The organism is Sporosarcina aquimarina (assembly GCF_033253705.1).
Lineage (GTDB): Bacteria > Bacillota > Bacilli > Bacillales_A > Planococcaceae > Sporosarcina > Sporosarcina aquimarina.
The window spans coordinates 137,723-157,451 of record NZ_JAUBDH010000004.1; the positions used below are offsets into that span (position 1 = coordinate 137,723).

Sequence of the window (19,729 nt, forward strand, 5' to 3'; positions counted from 1 at the left end):
TTGTAACCTCATTATTCGACATTGAAATAACGGGCATCAGGGTGTGCAAAAACGATTGCGGACACGGATGCTTCCGGTTCCATCATGAACTCTTCTGTTAAGTGGACGCCAATTTCTTCTGGCTTTAATAACCCAAACAGTTTCGCTTGATCTTCCAAGTTTGGACAGGCTGGATACCCGAAAGAGAATCTTTGTCCCTGGTACTTTGCCGCGAATCGATCTTTCATCGTAAAGTCAGTCGCATCCGGGAAGCCCCATTGATCGCGGATTTCTTGATGAACCCGTTCCGCAAAACCTTCTGCAAGTTCTAATGCTGTCGCTTGGAACGCATGACTCTCCAAAAACTTTCCTTCTGCTTTCAACCGTTCCGCTTCAGCACGAACACCATGACCCGCTGTCACTTGCATAAACGCAACATAATCCATTTCTCCGCTATTTACAGGCTTTAAATAGTCAGCCAAGCATAGGAAAGGATGCTGTTGCTGGCGCGGAAACGTAAACCGTTCAATTTCTGTTATCCTATTTTGCGGATCATATAGGATAACATCATCTCCGTCTGCTTGAGCAGGGAAGAATTGATATAAACCAGATGCACCCAATTTTCCGGACTCTAAAAATCCAGTTACCATGTCATGCAGTTCAACTGCTCGCGGCTCTTGCTTTTGCAATGTTGAATCCGTATACCCACGAAGTCCAAGATGATGCCCAATCAGTGTACGCATATTTACGTATGGAGAGAGGTGGGAAATAGAGTAATCCCGCAGCACCCTTTTCCGGAAATCGCTCGGAACAAAAACGGGAGCATCAGTACGAACTGTTTTCACAGGGCGTGTGGCAACTGCAACTGCTGTATCTGTCTTTTCCGCCGCTTTAGCCGCCTTGATGGCATCATTTGCAGCGCGCTTTTCGAGTTGCTGGTCAAGTTCAAGGAGCAAGACATCTTTTTCACTGCCTTGCAGTCTATTTGCTAGATCTAACCCTTGCATCGCGTCTTTGGCATAGATAACGGGCCCATCATACTCAGGGGCGATTTTTGTATCGGTAAAACGGCGAGTAAGTGCAGCACCGCCCACCATGACGGGTAAATCGATTCCCGCCGATTTAAAATCTTGTGCAGTCAACACCATTTGCTGTGCGGATTTTACAAGTAACCCGGAAAGTCCGATAATATCCGGTTTTTCTTTGCGGATGACTTCGATCAATTGCGCGGGGGTTACTTTAATACCAATATCAACTACTTTGAAACCATTGTTGCTTAGTATAATCTCGACTAAGTTTTTTCCAATATCATGGACATCGCCTTTAACTGTGGCGAGGACGATTTTCCCTTTACCGTTATCATCTTCCTTTTTCTCCATGAACTGTTCTAAATAGGAGACGGAAGCTTTCATGACCTCTGCGCTCTGAAGTACTTCAGCTACAATAAGCTGGTTTGTATTGAACAATCGTCCTACTTCAGCCATGCCGGTCATCAGTGGACCGTTAATAATATCTAACGGTTCGTCAAATTGAACCATTGCGGCATCCAAATCAGCAATCAATCCTTCTTTTGTCCCCTCCACAACGTAATAAGCAAGACGTTCAGGCACAGTTTTCGGGATATCATCTTCTGTCTTCTCTTTCTTCTTTCCGCGGTAAAACTCAGTGAATGCTGCCAATGTTTCGTCGGTCGTTGTAAATAATAATGCGTTCGCCATATCGTTTTCTGCCTGGGGAATGGACGCATAACGTTCTAACTTTTCAGTATTCACAATCGCATAGTCGAGTCCAGCTTGTGTGCAGTGATACAAATACACGGCGTTTAATACTTCGCGCCCTACAGGAGGAAGACCAAACGAGACATTACTGACGCCGAGAACCGTTAGAGCCCGAGGAAGGTGCTCTTTAATAAGACGTATTCCTTCTATTGTCTCTACCGCAGATCCAATGTACTGTGCATCTCCTGTACCCACAGGAAAGACAAGGGGATCGAAAATTATATCTTCAGGCGCAAGCCCCCACTTGTTTGTTAACAAATCATACGAACGTTTTGCAATCTCAAGCTTGCGTTCTCGAGTAACAGCCATCCCGATTTCATCGATTGTACCGACAACAACGGCCGCTCCGTACCTTTTCACGATTGGCATCACAGCGTCAAAGCGTTCTTCACCATCTTCTAAATTTATAGAGTTGATAATCGCTTTTCCTTGGGAGTATTTCAATGCTTCTTCAATAACATTCTCATCGGTCGAGTCAATGACCAGTGGCGCTTTAATCTTTTTCACAACTTCTTTCATGAAATCGGTCATATCCTTCAACTCATCACGATCCGGATTAGCGAGACAAACGTCAATAACATGAGCACCGTTTTTCACTTGAGCCCGGGCAATTTCTGCTGCTTCTTCTACTTTTCCATCGACAATAAGCTGTTTGAATTTACGTGATCCAATTACATTTGTACGTTCACCGATCAATATAGGACGCATACTCGGATCATACAACAGGGGTTCAATACCTGAAACAGTATGTCCGTGCGTTTCAGCAGGTAATGGACGAGGAGTTATCCCTTTCACTGCTGTGCGAATCGCTTGAATATGTGCAGGTGTCGTACCACAACAGCCACCGACAATATTCAGCCAGCCTTTCTCGGCAAATCCTTTCAGCTTTTTCGAAAGCGATTCAGGAGATTCATGATAGTGTCCTTCTTCGTCCGGCAAACCGGCGTTTGGATAACAACTGACAAATCCAGTAGCAAGGTCTGACAAAGAACGTAAATGATCTGTCATGAATTCAGGCCCTGTTGCACAATTCAATCCGACTGAAAGTGGTTTAATGTGCTCGATAGAAACGTAAAAGGCTTCAATACTTTGTCCGGCTAACGTCGTTCCCATCGGTTCAATCGTTCCGGAAATCATCACTGGGAGTTCCCGGCCTGTTTCTCTAAAGGCGCGACGTATCCCGACGGAACCCGCTTTGACATTCAGCATGTCTTGGCTAGTTTCCAATAAAAGAAGATCCGAACCTCCGTCGATTAACCCCTTTGCCTGTACATAGAAATCGTCTGCTAACTGGTCGAACGTAATTCCGCCTGTTACAGACAGTGTTTTAGTCGTTGGTCCCATTGCTCCTGCAACGAACCGGGGATAGTCAGCTGTCGAAAACGCATCAGCTGCTGCTCGTGCGAGTTCTGCTCCTCGGCGGTTAATAATGTCTGCTTCACTGCCTAAATCGTAATCATCTAATACGATAGGCGTGCCACCGAACGTATTGGTACAGATGATATCAGCACCGGCCTCTAGATATTCTTTATGGATGCATGTCAGAACTTCTGGCTTGGTGAGATTCAAATACTCATTGCATCCTTCATACGCTTCACCGCCGAAATCTTCTGCCGATAAATTGGCATTTTGAAGCATCGTGCCCATTGCCCCGTCCATAACGAGAATACGCTGTTTGAGTTGTTGTTCAATTTGTGCTTGTGGCATGGTGCACCTCTCTTTCTGCTGTAGCGTCAATCTGGTTAATATAATGCACAAGCTCTACTGTCATGTCGTATCTTAAAAATGGAGTGATCAGGTAAATGCCGTTAAACAGTGAAGCCGCTGTATCAATTAGTTCCTGAGCGATTAGAATGCCTTCCGCAGTGGCTGCTTCCCAATTATCTCCGCAAGCCCGCATCCGTTCGAGCACTTCATCAGACAACTTAATGCCAGGGACCTCGTGGTGGAGGAATTCGGCATTACGAATAGTTGTCAGTGGCATAATGCCGATGAAAATGGGAGTATCCAAATGTTTGACAGCTTCATGGATTTCAATAATTTTCTCTTTCGTATAGACCGGTTGTGTGATGAAATAATCTGCACCGCACTCGATTTTCTTTTCAAGACGCTTAACAGCGCGGTCTATAACTCTAACGTTAGGATTGAATGCACCAGCAACCGAAAAACTCGCTTTTTTACGTAAAGGGCGGCCTGAGAAAGAAATCCCATCATTCAGTTTTTTTATAAGTTGGAAGAGCTCAAGACTAGAAACATCGTAAACATCAGTGGCACCGGGGAAATCACCGATTTTGGTTGGATCTCCTGTAACCGCTAAAACATCATGAATGCCAAGTGCATCAAGACCCATCAAATGAGATTGCAGACCAATCAAATTATGATCCCGGCATGTAATGTGGACGAGTGGTCGAATGTCGTCTTGATGTTTCACGAGAGACGCCATCGCCAGGTTACTAATCCGGGGAGAAGCAAGAGAGTTATCGGCCATCGTTACAGCGTGTGCTCCTGCTTCTTGAAGCTGGCGCGCGCCTTCGAAGTAGTTTTCAGTTTCCAAGTGCCGCGGTGTGTCTAATTCCACAAGTATTGTACGCTCACGTTTTGCTTTTAAGTATAAAGGTTCATAACGAGGCGGTTCTGCATCACGAATAACAATCGGTTTATGTGGAACTACAACTTTTTGTGTAACGGGTGCGAGATCAGCCAATTGAGATTTTACTGCAACAATATGCGCAGGTGTTGTTCCGCAACATCCGCCAATCAGCCGGACACCTTCATCCCGTAATAAGCGGGCAGCCCGCCCGTAATAATCAGTTTCAGATACATAGACAATCCGTCCGTTTTCTACATCTAACAAACTGGCGTTTGGAAAGGCGGATAAAAATGCCTTCTTAGGAAGTTCAACACCTTCAAATGCTTGAATTGTATGATACGGACCAAGGCGGCAATTAACTCCTACAACATCAGCACCTAGGTCTTCCAATCGATGTAATGCATCATTCAATTGCAGTCCATTCTGCAGAACACCAGGATCATGCATTGAAACTTGTGCGATGAGAGGAATGTCGGTCTGTTGTCGCAGGTGCTTAACAACTGCAGTTAGCTCTTCAAAGTCGTAATACGTTTCAAGTAATAAGCCGTCCGGATTCCCCGCGAGTAATGGATCAGCCTGCTGTTGAACAATCGATAAGACTTCATCAATCGTTGCGTCGCTTTTCCGGATACTCCGAATGCCACCAATTGTGCCAAGCACGAATTGACCGCCCGGCGCGGCTGCACGCTTAGCAATTTCAATCCCGGCTTCATTAAATTCTTTAACCCGATGCTCTAATCCATAACGCGCGAGTTTATAAGAATTAGCGCTATACGTATTGGTCTGGATGATATCCGCCCCTGCATGAATATATTGTTCGTGGATTTCCTGAATGGTATCTGGCTTTTCTATATTTAATTGTTCATAACAGAAGTCCAGACCCTCGGCGTAAAGCAGTGTTCCCATGGCGCCGTCAGCAGTCAACACTTCTGTTTTCAATCGATCGAGTAATTTCATTAGACATCATCCTTTCTTACGGCAGAGCAATGAAGTAGAGAAAAATAAAAAAGCCTTCTTTTAAATACGAAGAAGGCTTTGTCATATAAATGATTGTCTCCTTCTCATCTGCCGGACATACGAATCCGCTGGAAGTAGCACCTGACCTAATGGCTGGTTGCTGAAGCATCGACGGGCCAGATCCCTACGCTTCTCTTGATAAGAATGATTTATTGAGTTGTGTGAATAATTTAACATATCATACCGTTGTTTGAGAGTTCCGTCAATACACATTGTGAATAGTGAACTGTGAGTTACCTAACGTATGTGGTAAACTGGGAGGACATGCAAGGAAAGGAGATTGCTATGAGAGCGTTTAAATTTGTCATCCCGATGGTACTATTAGTTGGCGGGATTGCCTGGGTTATGCTTAACAAAAACTTTACAGATGTGCCTGTCATGTCTAGATTTTATATTACACTGGGTGCTATGGTTTTAAGTGGCGTCATCTCATTTTTCTTATTTCCGAAAGATGAAGGAAAAAGACGTTAAACTGACAGAGACCCAAATGTCAGTTTTTTTATAATTAAATTTGAGTTAACTATCTTAAAAAATAAGTTGACACAATGTCAAATACCTTTTAATCTATAACTATATAGTTAAAGGGGTGTTATTAATGGGGACAACGGCAACTATGAAACCGAATCGATCGAAGACTATGACTGGAACTCTGGGGCTTGTCTATTCAGCGATGTTTGCAGCGTTAATGATGATTGGAGCAAATATTACATACTTTTTACCCGCGTTATCAGTAAGTGGCGTGCCAATTACCCTGCAAACGTTCTTTGCGGTGTTAGCAGGACTTTTACTTGGAAGCCGTTATGGAGCTGTCTCAATGACCGTATATATGGCAATTGGATTAGCCGGAGCACCGGTGTTTGCGAAGTTCAGCGGCGGATTCAGTGCAATTGTCAGTCCGACCTTCGGATTTATTCTATCTTTTATTTTTGTAGCATATGTTGTCGGATTAATCATTGAAAGGAACAGCTCAGTGGCAAGCTTTGTGATTGCAGCGTTAGTAGGATGCGCAGTCAATTACGTAATCGGAACTAACTGGATGTATATCGCGTACAAGCTGTGGGCAGCAGCACCGGATGCGTTCACGTACAAAATTGCATGGATTTGGATGTTGCCGCCATTGCCAAAAGATATTATTCTGTCTGTGTTGGCAGGAGTTTTCGGTCATCGTATGGCTAAAATCTTAAGAACAAGACGTTCTATTTAATGTGTTGAACCGATATCCCTTTATGAAGGGGTATCGGTTTTTTCTATGTCAGGATTAAACTAATTGAAACATTTTTATCTTCTTTCCGTATATAGAAATAGATACTCAACAAATGGAAGGAAGGAATACAAATGATTCACTTACTCTTATTTTCTTTGATTGCAGGTATTATCGCTGCTGTATTAGCTGTACCTTTGCACAAACGCAGCTTTGCTGATGAAAAAGAAAGCAGTTCCGGCTTCAGGGGGGTACTTCTGATCACGGCTGCCGTTGTAATCGCGATAGGTATCTCTATATTTTACTATTCAACGAATCTTGACCAGCATTGGTCTTCGTTATGGATTGTGTTGTTAGCTGCCGCTATACTAGGAGCTATTTTAGATGATGGTGCATTTAGAAAAGTGAAAATTGCCGTTGCTGGAATCGCTGTAATGGCAGGTGTTTACATTTTATCTGCACCTTTATGGAATGCGAACACGAAATACCAAGCGGTTGAAATGGATCAGCAAGTAGAAATCGAAGCGTTCGATGAAACGCAGACGCCTGCCAGCGTGCCGCCTAAATTTGCGAGAAACAAAATGAAAAAAGCATTCGGGCAAGTACCGAATACCAGTTACTACGACTTAGGTCATCTGCAAATTCAAAAAGTGAAGGACGATTATGTATATATTGCTCCTGTTGAATTTTCTGGATTCTTCAAATGGTGGAATGGCAAGACGACGCCAGGCTACTTCCGAATGAGCGCAACGGACTCTGCAGACAATCCGAAATTTGTAGCGTCTGAAATGACGTACACGGAGACTTCTTACTTTAACAAACAAGTGGACCGTCATATGCGCTTGCAATTTCCTGAACTGATTTTTTATGGGGATGTTCAGTTAGAAATCGATGATGAAGGAAATCCTCACTATATCCGCTCTTACGGAGAATTCATCACTGCACGAAATGGATTTGATGTGAAAGGGATTGTTATGACGGATCCGATGACGGGAGCGGTTGAGAAATTTGCACTCGCGGATATTCCAGATTATATCGATGGTGCGGTTTCGCCAGAAGCAGTCAGTTTGCAAAACAGTTATTTCGGTAAGTATATCCATGGATTCTGGAACTCCATTGTCGGCAAGAAAGACGTCAAACTTCCATCTGATGAGGGAACAGAAGCAAACGTCAGCCCCATTTTTGATGAAAATGGACATATGTACTACTTTACTGACTTCACAAGTCCGAAAGAAGGCGTCGATTCTATGATCGGCTATGCGCTGACAGATGGACGTACGGGTAAAGCAACCTATTACACGGGCGATTTAGAGGAATCTTATATGGATTCACAAGGGGCACTGCAAATTATCGAAAAGAAATTCATTGAGAAAAAGTGGTCGGGTGAAATGCCTGTCCTCTATAACTTCTATGGGGAAGCAAGCTGGTTAACACCTGTGCTGGATTCCAATGGTTTCCTCCAAAACTACTTCATTGTCTCAGCAGCGAATCCGGAAATTTCGGTATTCGGTAATTCACCGAATGATGCGCTGAAACTATATAAAACTGCGCTGCAGCGCGGCGGCAGTACAGTGGACGGCAGCTCAGGTGCCGAAGAGACGAAAGGAGCAATCACTGTCAAACGTGTCTATAAAGAACCTTCAGGCGACTTTACCTTGGTATCTGTAAAAGCGGATGACGGACGAAACTTCCTGATTTCTACAGAGACAATTCCCGAGGCTGTCTATATCCAAGAAGGTGATAAGTTAACAATAACTTATCTTGAAACAGGCGAGTTGTTCTTACCCGTGAAAGAAATGGCTAATATTTCACTCGCTGAATGAGATATATAAATGAATATAAGAAAAGCAGAAGCTAGGAAAGTCGCTTCTGCTTTTCTTATTTATTAACACGCTGCTGTCTGCATTATGCTCCGACAGATGCGAACGGTTTTAAGATGTTTGTTTTGCCTTCTGTACTGTACGTTAAAACTTTTTCAATAGGGTCGTATGATTCACCGTAGAATTCATCATCCTTATACGTGTGGATCTCTTCATACGTCATCTTCATTGCATCATATACTGACTCTTCATCGGCATCTTCAGGAGACCAGAAAAGGATTTCGAGGTCGGTTTGTTCTCCCGTTGCGAGTGAGCGGCGGCTATAGCCGATGCGAGATGCGTGATGGAAGTTCTCACGGGCATAAAAGCGCAAGCGTTTTTCTGTATCCGTATCTTCATAATTGACGGGTTCAACTTCCAGCAAAATCGGCTTGCCTTTTTCTTTTAACTGCGTTAATAACTTCTTTCCAAGGCCTTCGCCGCGCGAAGCAGATGAAACAAACAAATAATCTACAAAAACAAATGATTCTGTTTCGACGTACATAAGTACGTGTTTAGGACCTTCATCTTTTCTATAGACATTATGCTTGTCTTTCAGTAAAGCATCCATGTGTTCCTTTGACTTCATCTCTTCGATTGGAAAGTATTCGCTTAATTTCTCGTACCAGTTCATTGTGTAAATCTCCTCCGTCGGTATGGGTGTACCCGGAGCTTTTTGTTTGGGGTTCAAACATAGGGAGAGGAAAAAAGAGGTCAGAAAAAAATCCTCGACTTCATTCTATACCTTTAATATAAACATACTAAACCTAAAATGTTCAACTTTTTTATCTTTTTTTATGAATTTGTCTGATTGCAAATTTCTTGCACGCCTTTAGTTTAATGCGGTACAATTAAGTCAAAGATAGTCAAAGTCAGCGAAAAGACTGTGCTGAAAAAGAGGTGAGAAGATGCGTAATATTTCCGACATCATAGAAGGGTATTTGAAATCGATTCTCGAACATGAAGATAATGGAATCGTGGAAATCAAGCGCAATGAAGTGGCGGAAAAGTTTCAATGTGTCCCCTCTCAAATCAACTACGTCATAAAAACACGATTTACACTGGAGCGAGGTTATGCAGTGGAATCTAAACGTGGCGGAGGGGGATATATCCGTATTTACCGGGTCCAAACGAATTCTCGAAAAGAGCTGCTTGACCATGTGTTGGATAGTCTGCAAGAAGGGGCGTCGTATACGATGGCCGAAGATGTAGTCTATAGGCTTTTAGCTGAGCAAGTAATATCTAAAAGAGAGGCTGGCCTTATGCTTTCAGCAGTGGATCGTTCTGTTTTACATTATCCGTTGCCAGAAAGAGATAGAATTCGCGCGCGAATTCTGCAAGCGATGTTATTTTCGTTATTATATGAGCAATCTGAGTAACTAGATTTTAAACGATGGGGTGTTAAAAGATGCTTTGTGAAAACTGTAAAGAACGACAGGCCACCGTCATATTGTCACAGGACACACAAAACGGTCCGATTGAGCGCAATCTTTGTGAGAAGTGCGCATTCAATTTGCAGTCGTTTTCATTTAGTCCGAATCAGGAACCGCTGTCCATTCAGCAATTTCTTTCTCAATGGCTCAGTGGAGAGTCGGTGCAAGCCCAGCCAAGAGAATTTCAAACGATGCCTGAATGCCCTGAATGCGGACTGACGTTTACTCGCTTTCTAGACATTGGGAAATTCGGATGTCCCACTTGCTATGATACCTTCCGAGAACGGCTTCCAAGAGTCTTTGGAAAGCTTCATAACGGAAGTACGGTCCACACGGGCAAAGTTCCGGCATCATTTAATGAAAAGATGACGATTAAAAAGAAAATAGAAGAACTCCGTTCAGATATGCAGGAAGCCATACAAGGTGAGCAGTTTGAGCAAGCAGCCGTTATACGAGATGAAATAAAAGATTGGAAGCAAAAACTCACAATCGAAACAGCGGAAGGGGGCGACGGCAGTGGGCAATAACCGCTATATGCATGATGCCGTGACAGGCTGGATGGTCCCCCATGGTGAACATTCCGATATTGTGATGTCTACACGTATCCGACTTGCCCGGAATCTTCGTGGGTTTAGATTTCCGATAGCGTTCTCTGACGAACAAGCTGACGAGGTAGGACGAATTGTTTCAGATGCATTGCTTAGTGAAGGAAAAAAAGGGTATTCCTTTACGAGAATGAATGATTTGGAATCACTTGAACGACAAACGTTAGTGGAAAAGCATTTAATCAGTCCCCAGCTGGCTAAAGCGGAACAATTTGGGGCAGTATTGCTTTCAGATGATGAAACAATCAGCATTATGGTCAACGAAGAAGACCATTTGCGCATTCAGTGTATCTACCCAGGTATGCAACTTGAAAATGCCTACAATAAGGCGGATGAAACAGACAATTTACTTGAGAATAAGTTACCTTACGCGTTTGATGAGCAGTTTGGATACTTAACGAGCTGTCCTTCGAATACAGGAACGGGATTGCGTGCGTCAGTGATGCTTCATCTTCCTGCCCTTACAATGACGCGGCAAATTAACCGGATCATTCCTGCTATATCTCGATTAGGAATGGTTGTCCGCGGAAGCTATGGAGAAGGAAGTGAGGCGCCGGGGAATGTTTATCAGGTTTCCAATCAATTAACCCTCGGGAAGACCGAGAAAGAAATTTTAGCGGAACTTGCAAATAGTGTCTCGCGACTGATTTCTCTTGAACGAAAGGCTCGGGAACTTCTTGTGGAAAAGTCTCGCATTGCGCTTGAAAATCGGGTGTTTCGAGCACTTGGTACAATTTCGTATGCAAGATTACTGCCTTCTTCAGAAGCCGCGAGATGTTTATCTGATGTACGGCTAGGTATAGACCTAGGGTTAATCGAAGATGTTGATATGAATATATTGAACGAGTTAATGATCTTTATGCAAACAGGATTTTTGCAGCATTATGAAGGAGAAGAACTGACTTCTGAAGAATTAGATATTAGTCGGGCTAAACTATTTAGAGAAAGGCTGGAACGAAGATCATCTGAAACAGAAGCAGAGTCAGATACAGATGATTGCTAAGCGTCTCTTTTGCGTCATTGTCTCTAGTTCGGTAAAATAGTCAAAGATGGTCAAAGTCAATTCTTCAAGAAACCGGTTGTTTGAAGGTCTGGTCGAATATAGATAAGTAGAAGAAGGAAATTATTTTTTTGCAGAAGGAGAGGAATGTTAATGATGTTTAATCGATTCACACAACGAGCACAAAAAGTACTTCAGCTCGCTCAAGAAGAAGCAATTCGTTTGAAACACGAAGCAATCGGAACTGAACATATTTTACTTGGGTTAATCCGTGAAGGTGGCGGCATCGCAGCAAAGGCTCTTGAAGCAATAGGTGTCAGCTTTGAAACGATAGAAACTGGCGTAAATACACTTGTTGGAACGGGGAGTAAAGAAGTGGGGCCAATAGTCCACTATACTCCGCGTGCTAAAAAAGTAATCGAATTGTCTGTAGATGAATCACGTAAGTTGGGACATTCTTATATCGGAACAGAACATATTTTACTTGCTTTGATCCGTGAAGGAGAGGGCGTAGCAGCGCGTGTACTTAATAACGCAGGCGTCAGCTTAAACAAGGCACGTCAACAAGTACTTCAGTTATTAGGCAGCAATGATTCTTCAAGCACTGCTGGTCAAAATGCGTCCGCCACTGCAGCAACACCAACATTAGATGGGTTAGCTCGGGATTTGACGGAAATTGCACGTGAAGGAACGCTGGATCCTGTAATTGGCCGCAGCAAAGAAATTACGCGTGTAATAGAGGTGCTGGCCCGCCGCACGAAAAACAATCCTGTTTTAATCGGCGAACCGGGTGTTGGTAAAACGGCGATTGCGGAAGGGCTTGCGTTGCAAATTGTAAATAACGAAGTCCCGGAAATCTTACGCGATAAGCGGGTTATGACACTAGACATGGGAACAGTTGTAGCAGGAACTAAATATCGCGGTGAATTTGAAGACCGCATGAAAAAGGTTATGGAAGAGATTCGCCAAGCAGGGAATATCATTTTATTCATCGACGAATTGCACACACTTATTGGTGCAGGCGGAGCAGAAGGTGCAATCGATGCATCCAACATTTTGAAGCCGTCACTCGCTCGAGGAGAACTGCAATGTATTGGTGCAACGACACTTGATGAGTATCGTAAGTATATTGAAAAAGATGCGGCACTAGAGCGTCGTTTCCAGCCGATTCAGGTCGATGAGCCTTCTGTTGATGAAACCATTCAAATCATTAGCGGCTTACGTGATCGCTATGAAGCACACCATCGCGTGAAAATTACGAATGAAGCAATTGAGGCAGCGGCAAAAATGTCAGACCGTTACATTTCGGATCGATTCCTACCTGACAAAGCGATCGATTTAATCGACGAGGCAGGTTCAAAAGTTCGTTTACGTTCGTATACAACACCTCCGAATCTTCGCGAGCTTGAGAAAAAGCTTGAAGCGATTCGTTCAGAGAAAAATGCTGCAGTTCAAAGCCAGGAATTTGAGAAAGCAGCATCCTATCGTGACAAAGAGCAAAAGATGAAAGAAGAGCTTGAGAAGACGAAAACAGAGTGGAAAGAAAAACAAGGCAAGACGGAATCTGAAGTAACTGTAAACGACATCGCTGAGGTCGTTGCAATGTGGACTGGAATTCCTGTAGCCCGTATCGCAGAAACAGAGTCATCGAAGCTGTTGAATATGGAAGAAGAGCTGCACAAACGTGTTATCGGTCAAAAAGAGGCGGTTACTGCAATTTCCAAAGCAATTCGTCGTGCGCGTGCTGGACTGAAAGATCCCAAGCGTCCAATCGGTTCATTCATTTTCCTAGGTCCGACGGGTGTCGGTAAGACAGAGTTGGCAAGAGCTCTTGCAGAAACAATGTTCGGCGATGAAGATTCCATGATTCGTATTGACATGTCCGAGTATATGGAGAAACACGCTACGTCGCGACTAGTCGGTTCACCTCCAGGGTACGTGGGATACGAAGAAGGCGGTCAGTTAACGGAGAAAGTTCGCCGCAAACCGTATTCTGTAATCCTTCTCGATGAAATTGAAAAAGCGCATCCAGATGTGTTCAACATCTTATTGCAAGTACTTGAAGATGGACGTCTGACAGACTCTAAAGGCCGGACAGTGGACTTCCGTAATACCGTCATTATTATGACGTCTAACGTAGGTGCGCAAGAGTTGAGAAAGAATAAGTATGTCGGTTTTAATCTTCAAGATGGGGAACAAGATTACGACGATATGAAGAAGAAAATGCTGGAAGAACTGAAAAAAGCATTCCGTCCTGAGTTCCTGAACCGTGTGGACGAAATGATTGTCTTCCACTCACTTGAGAAAGACCAGCTAGAAGAGATTGTAACCTTGATGGCGGATGAGTTAAGCAAACGACTCGCTGAACAAGATATTGAATTGGAACTTACTCATGAAGCGAAGCTCAAAATTGCGGATGAAGGATTCGATCCTGAATACGGGGCACGTCCACTTCGCCGTGCGCTTCAAAAACATGTGGAAGACCGCTTATCTGAAGAGTTGTTAAAAGGAACCGCTCTATCCGGAAGAAAAGTCACAGTTGACTATACAGACGGTGAGTTCACAGTGGAAACTGAACGAGCAGAGATGGTAAAGAATTAATAAGAAACAGACAAAAAGGATAGCCTGCCCCGAAGTGCGAATCTTGGGGAGGGGCTGTCCTCTTCGTCGTTTGGAGGACAAGTATGGCGAAAAAGAAAACGAAATTCATGTGCAGATCCTGCGGATATGAATCTCCGAAGTGGATGGGAAGGTGTCCGGGCTGTGGTGAGTGGAATACAATGGATGAGGAAACAGAAATCGTTCAAAAGGGTCCGAGAGGCGCATTCCAGCATTCTGATGCGGTAAAGCAAAAAGCGATGCCTATCAATTCCGTGAAAATAGAAGATGAGCCCCGTGTCCGTACGGAAATGGAAGAGTTGAATCGTGTATTAGGCGGAGGGATAGTGCCTGGTTCACTTGTATTGATTGGCGGAGACCCCGGGATAGGTAAGTCCACGCTGTTGCTGCAAGTTTCTGCCTTATTAGCGAACCAACAGCAGCGGGTTTTATATATTTCAGGTGAAGAATCCATTCGACAAACAAAACTTCGTGCGCAGCGTCTTGGCGTGTTATCTGATGAGCTGTACATATACGCAGAAACAGATCTTGCGCTAATTCACAATACGATTGATAACGTGAAACCGAAATTCGTTATTGTGGATTCAATTCAAACTATCCATCATCCGGAGGTGGCTTCTGCACCAGGGAGTGTGTCGCAAGTTCGGGAATGTACAGCAGAGCTGATGAAAATAGCAAAGACACAAGGAATTGCAATTTTCCTAGTTGGCCATGTCACGAAAGATGGTCAAATTGCGGGTCCCCGCTTACTTGAACATATGGTAGATACGGTGCTGTATTTTGAGGGGGAACGTCATCATACTTATCGGATTTTACGGAGTGTGAAAAATCGGTTCGGTTCAACGAACGAGATTGCCATATTTGAAATGCTGCAAGCGGGACTGAAGGAAGTTCTGAATCCATCCGAAATGTTTATAGCTGAACGCTCCCAAGGAGGGGCCGGCTCGACAATTGTTGCCTCTATGGAAGGGACACGCCCGATCCTTGTTGAAATTCAAGCGCTCGTTACACCTTCCAGTTTTAATTATCCAAAAAGAATGGCGACAGGACTTGACCAAAATAGAGTGTCGTTACTGATGGCGGTATTGGAAAAAAGAATGGGAATGCTATTACAGGCACAAGATGCGTATATTAAAGTGGCAGGCGGGGTGAAGCTTGACGAACCTGCTATTGACTTGGCGGTATTGATGAGTATTGTTTCCAGTTATCGTGATACAGCTCCTAAAGGCACGGATTGCTATATTGGTGAGGTTGGTCTGACGGGTGAAGTGCGGAGAGTCTCGCGGATTGAACAACGCGTTGGGGAAGCCGCAAAGTTGGGATTTGAGCGTGCTGTTATTCCGGCATCTAATATTGGCGGATGGGAATTTCCGGAAGGTATTCAGGTCGTTGGGGTCGAAACAGTACGGGATGCCCTAGAGTTATGCCTGCCTCAATAAATGCTTTCACTTTAGAAACTTTTACTAGATTTCGGGAGTCCTGTTAAATAGGTACAGGATTCCTTGCTTTTTATGTTCGAAAAAGCTATCAACAGGGAATACAGGTATACTAGACTTACTAAAAGGAGGTGGATCGAATGCTAAAACGAATGGTGCAAATTATGTTTCTGTTAGTTGGCGGGACGCTGGGTGTATTATTTCTTCCGTACTTATTTGACTTATCTTCTTTCACATCATCGCCATTTATAAATAACCCATATGTCGCAGCTGTTTTAGGAGCACTTTTCTTATTTGTGTTCAGTACATTTTTAACAGATCCCATAGTCAACTTTATAAAGTGGTTAGAGGATTTGCTGATGAATGCACCGATATTAGATTTATTATTTGGTTCAATAGGATTGATCGTAGGATTGTTCGTCGCGTTTTTGGCTGGGTGGGGGTTAAGTAATAGTCAAATTCCTGGATTTACTTCAGTTATACCGATTTTGTTATCGGTCTTGCTCGGATATTTGAGTTTCCAAGTCGGCTTCAAAAAACGAGATGAGTTTTTAACAGCAATATTTTCTATGCGGAATCTAGGTAGAAAAAGAGACTCTGAATCCGATGCAGTTGACTCACCTGATGCTGTCTACAAAGTACTGGATACAAGTGTCATTATCGACGGCAGAATTGCAGACATAGTAGATACTGGGTTTCTTGAAGGTGTTTTAGTAGTCTCTCAGTTTGTATTGACGGAATTACAGCATATTGCCGACTCTGCAGATACCTTGAAGAGGACTAAAGGAAGACGAGGGTTAGATGTTTTACGCCGTCTGCAAGAAGGTGACGGGAAAAAGATTTTAATTACTGATGAAGACTTCCCAAATGTAGCTGAAGTAGACTTGAAGTTAGTGAAGCTAGCAAAAAAGATGAACGGCCTCGTTGTAACAAATGATTTCAACTTAAACAAAGTTGCAGATTTACATGGTGTGGATGTGCTGAACATCAACGATCTGGCAAACGCCGTCAAACCTGTTGTTATCCCTGGTGAAGAGATGCACGTAGTAGTTATTAAAGACGGAAAAGAGCACAACCAAGGTGTCGCTTATTTAGATGACGGTACGATGATTGTTATAGAAGATGGCCGTAATTATATCGGGACGGCAATTGAAGTGGTCGTAACAAGTGTCCTTCAAACATCAGCAGGCCGAATGATTTTTGCAAAACCTAAAAACAGCAAACAATCCAAAATCCACTAATTATCGAGAGTGGTAAAGGAGTCAAGATGAATTACACAGTCATGATGCCTGCTGCCGGAAGTGGAACGCGGATGGGGGCAGGGCATAATAAACTTTTCTTAGAGCTTGAGGGACAAACGATTTTAGCTCATACTCTATCCGTATTTGAACGAGACCCATGGTGTGAAGGGATCATTTTAGCGGTCAAAGAATCTGAAAGATCTAAAATTGAACAAATTATTAAGCGCGCACAGATTACCAAAGTTAAATCCCTGCCTGAAGGCGGAACCGAACGACAGCATAGTGTGGCTGCGTGTTTAGCGGCCCATAAAACGAGAGGCATCGTGCTTGTCCACGATGCAGCCCGTCCATTCATCGCACAGCATGTGATTCATAAACTTGCTGACAGTGCCTATGAGTTTGGAGCGGCAGTCGCAGGGGTGAAAGTGAAAGATACGATGAAATACGTTAAAGATGGCATAATAGAGGAAACGGCGGATCGCGAGCGGTTATGGGTGATTCAAACACCACAAGCATTCCGCTATGAACTTCTGGAACAAGCCTCCCGTAATGCTGAACGGGCAGGATTTTTAGGGACTGACGAAGCGATGCTTGTTGAACACGATGGAAAAGAAGTTCGAATTGTAGAAAGCACATACGATAATATAAAAATGACAACGCCAGAAGATCTTGCTTATGGCGGATACTTATTGAAAAAACGGCTTGAGGAGACGGTATGATGATAAGAATAGGACAAGGTTTTGATGTACATGAATTTGCAGAGGGGCGACCGCTCATTATCGGCGGTATTACAATCCCCCATTCAAAAGGGTTAATCGGTCATTCAGATGCTGATGTATTGCTCCACACAGTTACAGACGCAGCGCTTGGCGCAATTGGTAAAGGAGACATCGGCCATCATTTCCCTGATACTGATGAGGCGTTTAAAGATGCAGACTCAGCTGTCCTGCTTCAGAAGGTTTGGGCACTTGTTGAAGAAGAAGGGTATCAATTAGGCAACATCGATTGTACAATCATGGCCCAGCAGCCTAAGATGGCACCACACATTGAAGAGATTAAAAATCGAGTTGCGTCACTATTGAATGCAAAACCAGAGCAGGTCAATATCAAAGCAACGACCACAGAGAAGTTAGGATTTGTCGGCAGAGAAGAAGGAATCGCAACTCTTGCAGCAATCCTATTGGTGAAAGCATAATTTTTTGGTAAACTAACCTATACAATAAAAATTTTTGAACTAACAGAACGGAGATGTCTAGTGATGACAGCAGAAGTACGTGTGCGTTATGCACCGAGCCCGACAGGCCATTTACATATTGGAGGTGCTCGAACTGCATTATTTAACTATTTGTTTGCCCGTCACCATGGCGGGAAATTCATCGTACGAATCGAGGATACAGATACAGTCCGCAACATCGAGGCTGGAGAGTTGTCTCAGTTAGATAATTTGAAATGGCTCGGCATTGAATATGATGAGTCAGTTGATATCGGAGGACCATATAGCCCGTATCGCCAAATGGAACGTCTGGATACGTACAAGAAGTACTCACAGGAGATGCTTGAAAAGGACGCTGCTTACAAGTGTTTCTGTACAACTGAAGAACTTGAAGAAGAGCGTGAAAAGCAAAAAGAAGCTGGAATTGCAGCACCAATGTACAAAGGGACATGCCGTCATTTGAGTGCGGAAGAAGTTGCACAAAAAGAAGAAGCGGGCATGCCGTATACAATCCGTATGCGTGTTCCTGAAAATGTGACATACACAATCGACGATCTCGTTCGTGGCAGTGTTCAATTTGAATCGAAAGATATTGGAGACTGGGTCTTAGTGAAAGCGAATGGTATCCCAACGTATAACTTTGCCGTTGTCATTGATGATCATATGATGAAGATGTCTCACATTTTCCGCGGAGAAGAGCACTTGACGAATACACCGAAACAACTGATGGTATTCGATACTTTTGGATGGGAGTCTCCACGTTACGGTCATATGACACTTATCGTGAACGAGGACCGTAAAAAACTTTCTAAACGTGATGAATCCATCATTCAGTTTATATCCCAGTATAAAGAGCTTGGGTTTTTACCGGATGCGATGTTCAACTTCTTTGCTTTACTCGGCTGGTCACCTGTCGGGGAAGAGGAGCTATTTACAAAAGAACAGCTCATCGAGCAGTTTGATGAAAGCCGTCTTTCAAAATCACCTTCAATGTTTGATAAGCAAAAGTTAACATGGATGAACAATCAATATATTAAAAAGCTCAGTCTCGATGAGGTAGTCGCATTAGCGCTGCCGCATCTCGTAAAAGCAGGCCTGGTGAGTGAGGATATGACAGCAGAAGAAAGTGCGTGGATTCACGATTTAATCGCTCTTTACCATAGTCAGCTTAGTTACGGTGCTGAAATTGTTGAGCTTTCTGCCCAGTTCTTTAGTGAGACAATCGAATATGATGAACAATCAAAAGAAATCTTGGCAGGAGAACAAATTCCTGAAGTAATGGCTTCATTCAAGCAACAGCTTGAGAACTTGGAGACATTCGATCCCGCTTCGATTAAAGCAGCAATTAAAGCCGTTCAAAAAGAAACGGGTCACAAAGGTAAAAACTTGTTCATGCCAATCCGTGTCGTCGCAACAGGTCAAGCGCACGGGCCGGAATTGCCTGAGTCCATTGCATTGCTGGGGCGAGAAAAAACAATTGCACGCGTTGAAAAGTTCGTTCAGTAAGCCATTGTTGACAAGCTGAAAAGGCCGTGTACAATTAGGATAATATTAGAACGTATCGTATATAAGAAAGCGTTGAAAAGGAGAAGTATGTAAAACGTACCCTTCAGAGAAGATCTTCATCGGCTGAAAGAGATCTGGGTTACTCGTTTTACAGAAATGCACCTTTGAGCGCCGGGCTGAAATTTAGTAAGCCGGACGTATCGTCTGCGTTATAGACGTCGAGTGTTAGGTGCTTTTACCGCCTATCGAAAA

General features: G+C 43.6%; 15 protein-coding genes, 1 riboswitch and 1 other annotated feature (1 of these 17 only partly in view). Of the genes, 12 read left to right on the forward strand and 3 right to left on the reverse strand.

The annotated features are described in order from the left end of the window. Positions 1-11: 11 nt before the first annotated feature. The gene (metH, locus tag QT716_RS07830) at positions 12-3,464 is read right to left on the reverse strand and encodes a methionine synthase (RefSeq protein WP_317935506.1); all 3,453 of its coding nucleotides are present in this window, start codon (positions 3,462-3,464) and stop codon (positions 12-14) included. Beyond that, positions 3,445-5,304, reverse strand: coding sequence for a bifunctional homocysteine S-methyltransferase/methylenetetrahydrofolate reductase (locus tag QT716_RS07835; RefSeq protein ID WP_317935507.1), 1,860 nt, complete (start codon positions 5,302-5,304; stop codon positions 3,445-3,447). The genes metH and QT716_RS07835 overlap by 20 nt, the downstream gene beginning before the upstream one ends. Before the next feature lie 101 nt (positions 5,305-5,405). After that, positions 5,406-5,509: riboswitch (SAM riboswitch) on the reverse strand. Between the two features lie 140 nt (positions 5,510-5,649). On the opposite strand from QT716_RS07835, the gene QT716_RS07840 reads away from it, so the two are divergent. The 3 genes from QT716_RS07840 (at position 5,650) to QT716_RS07850 (ending at position 8,388) form a co-directional block, all read left to right on the forward strand. Continuing rightward, positions 5,650-5,835 (forward strand): histidine kinase, encoded by a 186-nt coding sequence (locus tag QT716_RS07840; RefSeq protein WP_317935508.1) that lies wholly within the window; start codon positions 5,650-5,652, stop codon positions 5,833-5,835. A 124-nt stretch (positions 5,836-5,959) separates the two neighbouring features. Next, a complete protein-coding gene (locus QT716_RS07845; protein WP_317935509.1) occupies positions 5,960-6,568 on the forward strand; it encodes a biotin transporter BioY in 609 nt (202 codons plus the stop codon). Positions 6,569-6,699: 131 nt separating this feature from the next. Beyond that, complete coding sequence (locus QT716_RS07850) at positions 6,700-8,388, forward strand: hypothetical protein (RefSeq protein ID WP_317935510.1); 1,689 nt, start codon at positions 6,700-6,702, stop codon at positions 8,386-8,388. Positions 8,389-8,470: 82 nt separating this feature from the next. Here QT716_RS07850 and QT716_RS07855 read toward each other — a convergent pair whose 3' ends face one another. Then, positions 8,471-9,058 carry an N-acetyltransferase gene (locus QT716_RS07855; RefSeq protein ID WP_317935511.1) on the reverse strand — a complete coding sequence of 196 codons (588 nt, stop codon included), beginning with the start codon at positions 9,056-9,058 and terminating at the stop codon, positions 8,471-8,473. Positions 9,059-9,332: 274 nt separating this feature from the next. On the opposite strand from QT716_RS07855, the gene QT716_RS07860 reads away from it, so the two are divergent. The 9 genes from QT716_RS07860 (at position 9,333) to gltX (ending at position 19,477) form a co-directional block, all read left to right on the forward strand. After that, positions 9,333-9,803, forward strand: a complete 471-nt coding sequence (locus tag QT716_RS07860; protein ID WP_317935512.1) for a CtsR family transcriptional regulator — start codon at positions 9,333-9,335, stop codon at positions 9,801-9,803. Positions 9,804-9,832: 29 nt separating this feature from the next. Next, positions 9,833-10,384, forward strand: coding sequence for a UvrB/UvrC motif-containing protein (locus QT716_RS07865; protein WP_317935513.1), 552 nt, complete (start codon positions 9,833-9,835; stop codon positions 10,382-10,384). A 7-nt stretch (positions 10,385-10,391) separates the two neighbouring features. Then, complete coding sequence (locus QT716_RS07870) at positions 10,392-11,465, forward strand: protein arginine kinase (protein WP_398292955.1); 1,074 nt, start codon at positions 10,392-10,394, stop codon at positions 11,463-11,465. Positions 11,466-11,615: 150 nt separating this feature from the next. Further along, positions 11,616-14,063 (forward strand): ATP-dependent protease ATP-binding subunit ClpC, encoded by a 2,448-nt coding sequence (gene clpC, locus QT716_RS07875; protein ID WP_317935515.1) that lies wholly within the window; start codon positions 11,616-11,618, stop codon positions 14,061-14,063. Positions 14,064-14,146: 83 nt separating this feature from the next. Then, a complete protein-coding gene (radA, locus tag QT716_RS07880) occupies positions 14,147-15,520 on the forward strand; it encodes a DNA repair protein RadA (protein WP_317935516.1) in 1,374 nt (457 codons plus the stop codon). A 137-nt stretch (positions 15,521-15,657) separates the two neighbouring features. Next, a complete protein-coding gene (locus tag QT716_RS07885) occupies positions 15,658-16,758 on the forward strand; it encodes a PIN/TRAM domain-containing protein (protein WP_317935517.1) in 1,101 nt (366 codons plus the stop codon). 26 nt (positions 16,759-16,784) lie between these two features. Beyond that, positions 16,785-17,477 carry a 2-C-methyl-D-erythritol 4-phosphate cytidylyltransferase gene (ispD, locus tag QT716_RS07890; protein WP_317935518.1) on the forward strand — a complete coding sequence of 231 codons (693 nt, stop codon included), beginning with the start codon at positions 16,785-16,787 and terminating at the stop codon, positions 17,475-17,477. After that, positions 17,477-17,953, forward strand: coding sequence for a 2-C-methyl-D-erythritol 2,4-cyclodiphosphate synthase (gene ispF / locus QT716_RS07895; RefSeq protein ID WP_317935723.1), 477 nt, complete (start codon positions 17,477-17,479; stop codon positions 17,951-17,953). Before ispD ends, ispF begins: the two co-directional genes overlap by 1 nt. Positions 17,954-18,016: 63 nt before the next feature. After that, a complete protein-coding gene (gene gltX, locus QT716_RS07900) occupies positions 18,017-19,477 on the forward strand; it encodes a glutamate--tRNA ligase (RefSeq protein ID WP_317935519.1) in 1,461 nt (486 codons plus the stop codon). 63 nt (positions 19,478-19,540) lie between these two features. After that, positions 19,541-19,729 (forward strand) — a binding site (T-box leader) (it continues 31 nt past the right edge of the window).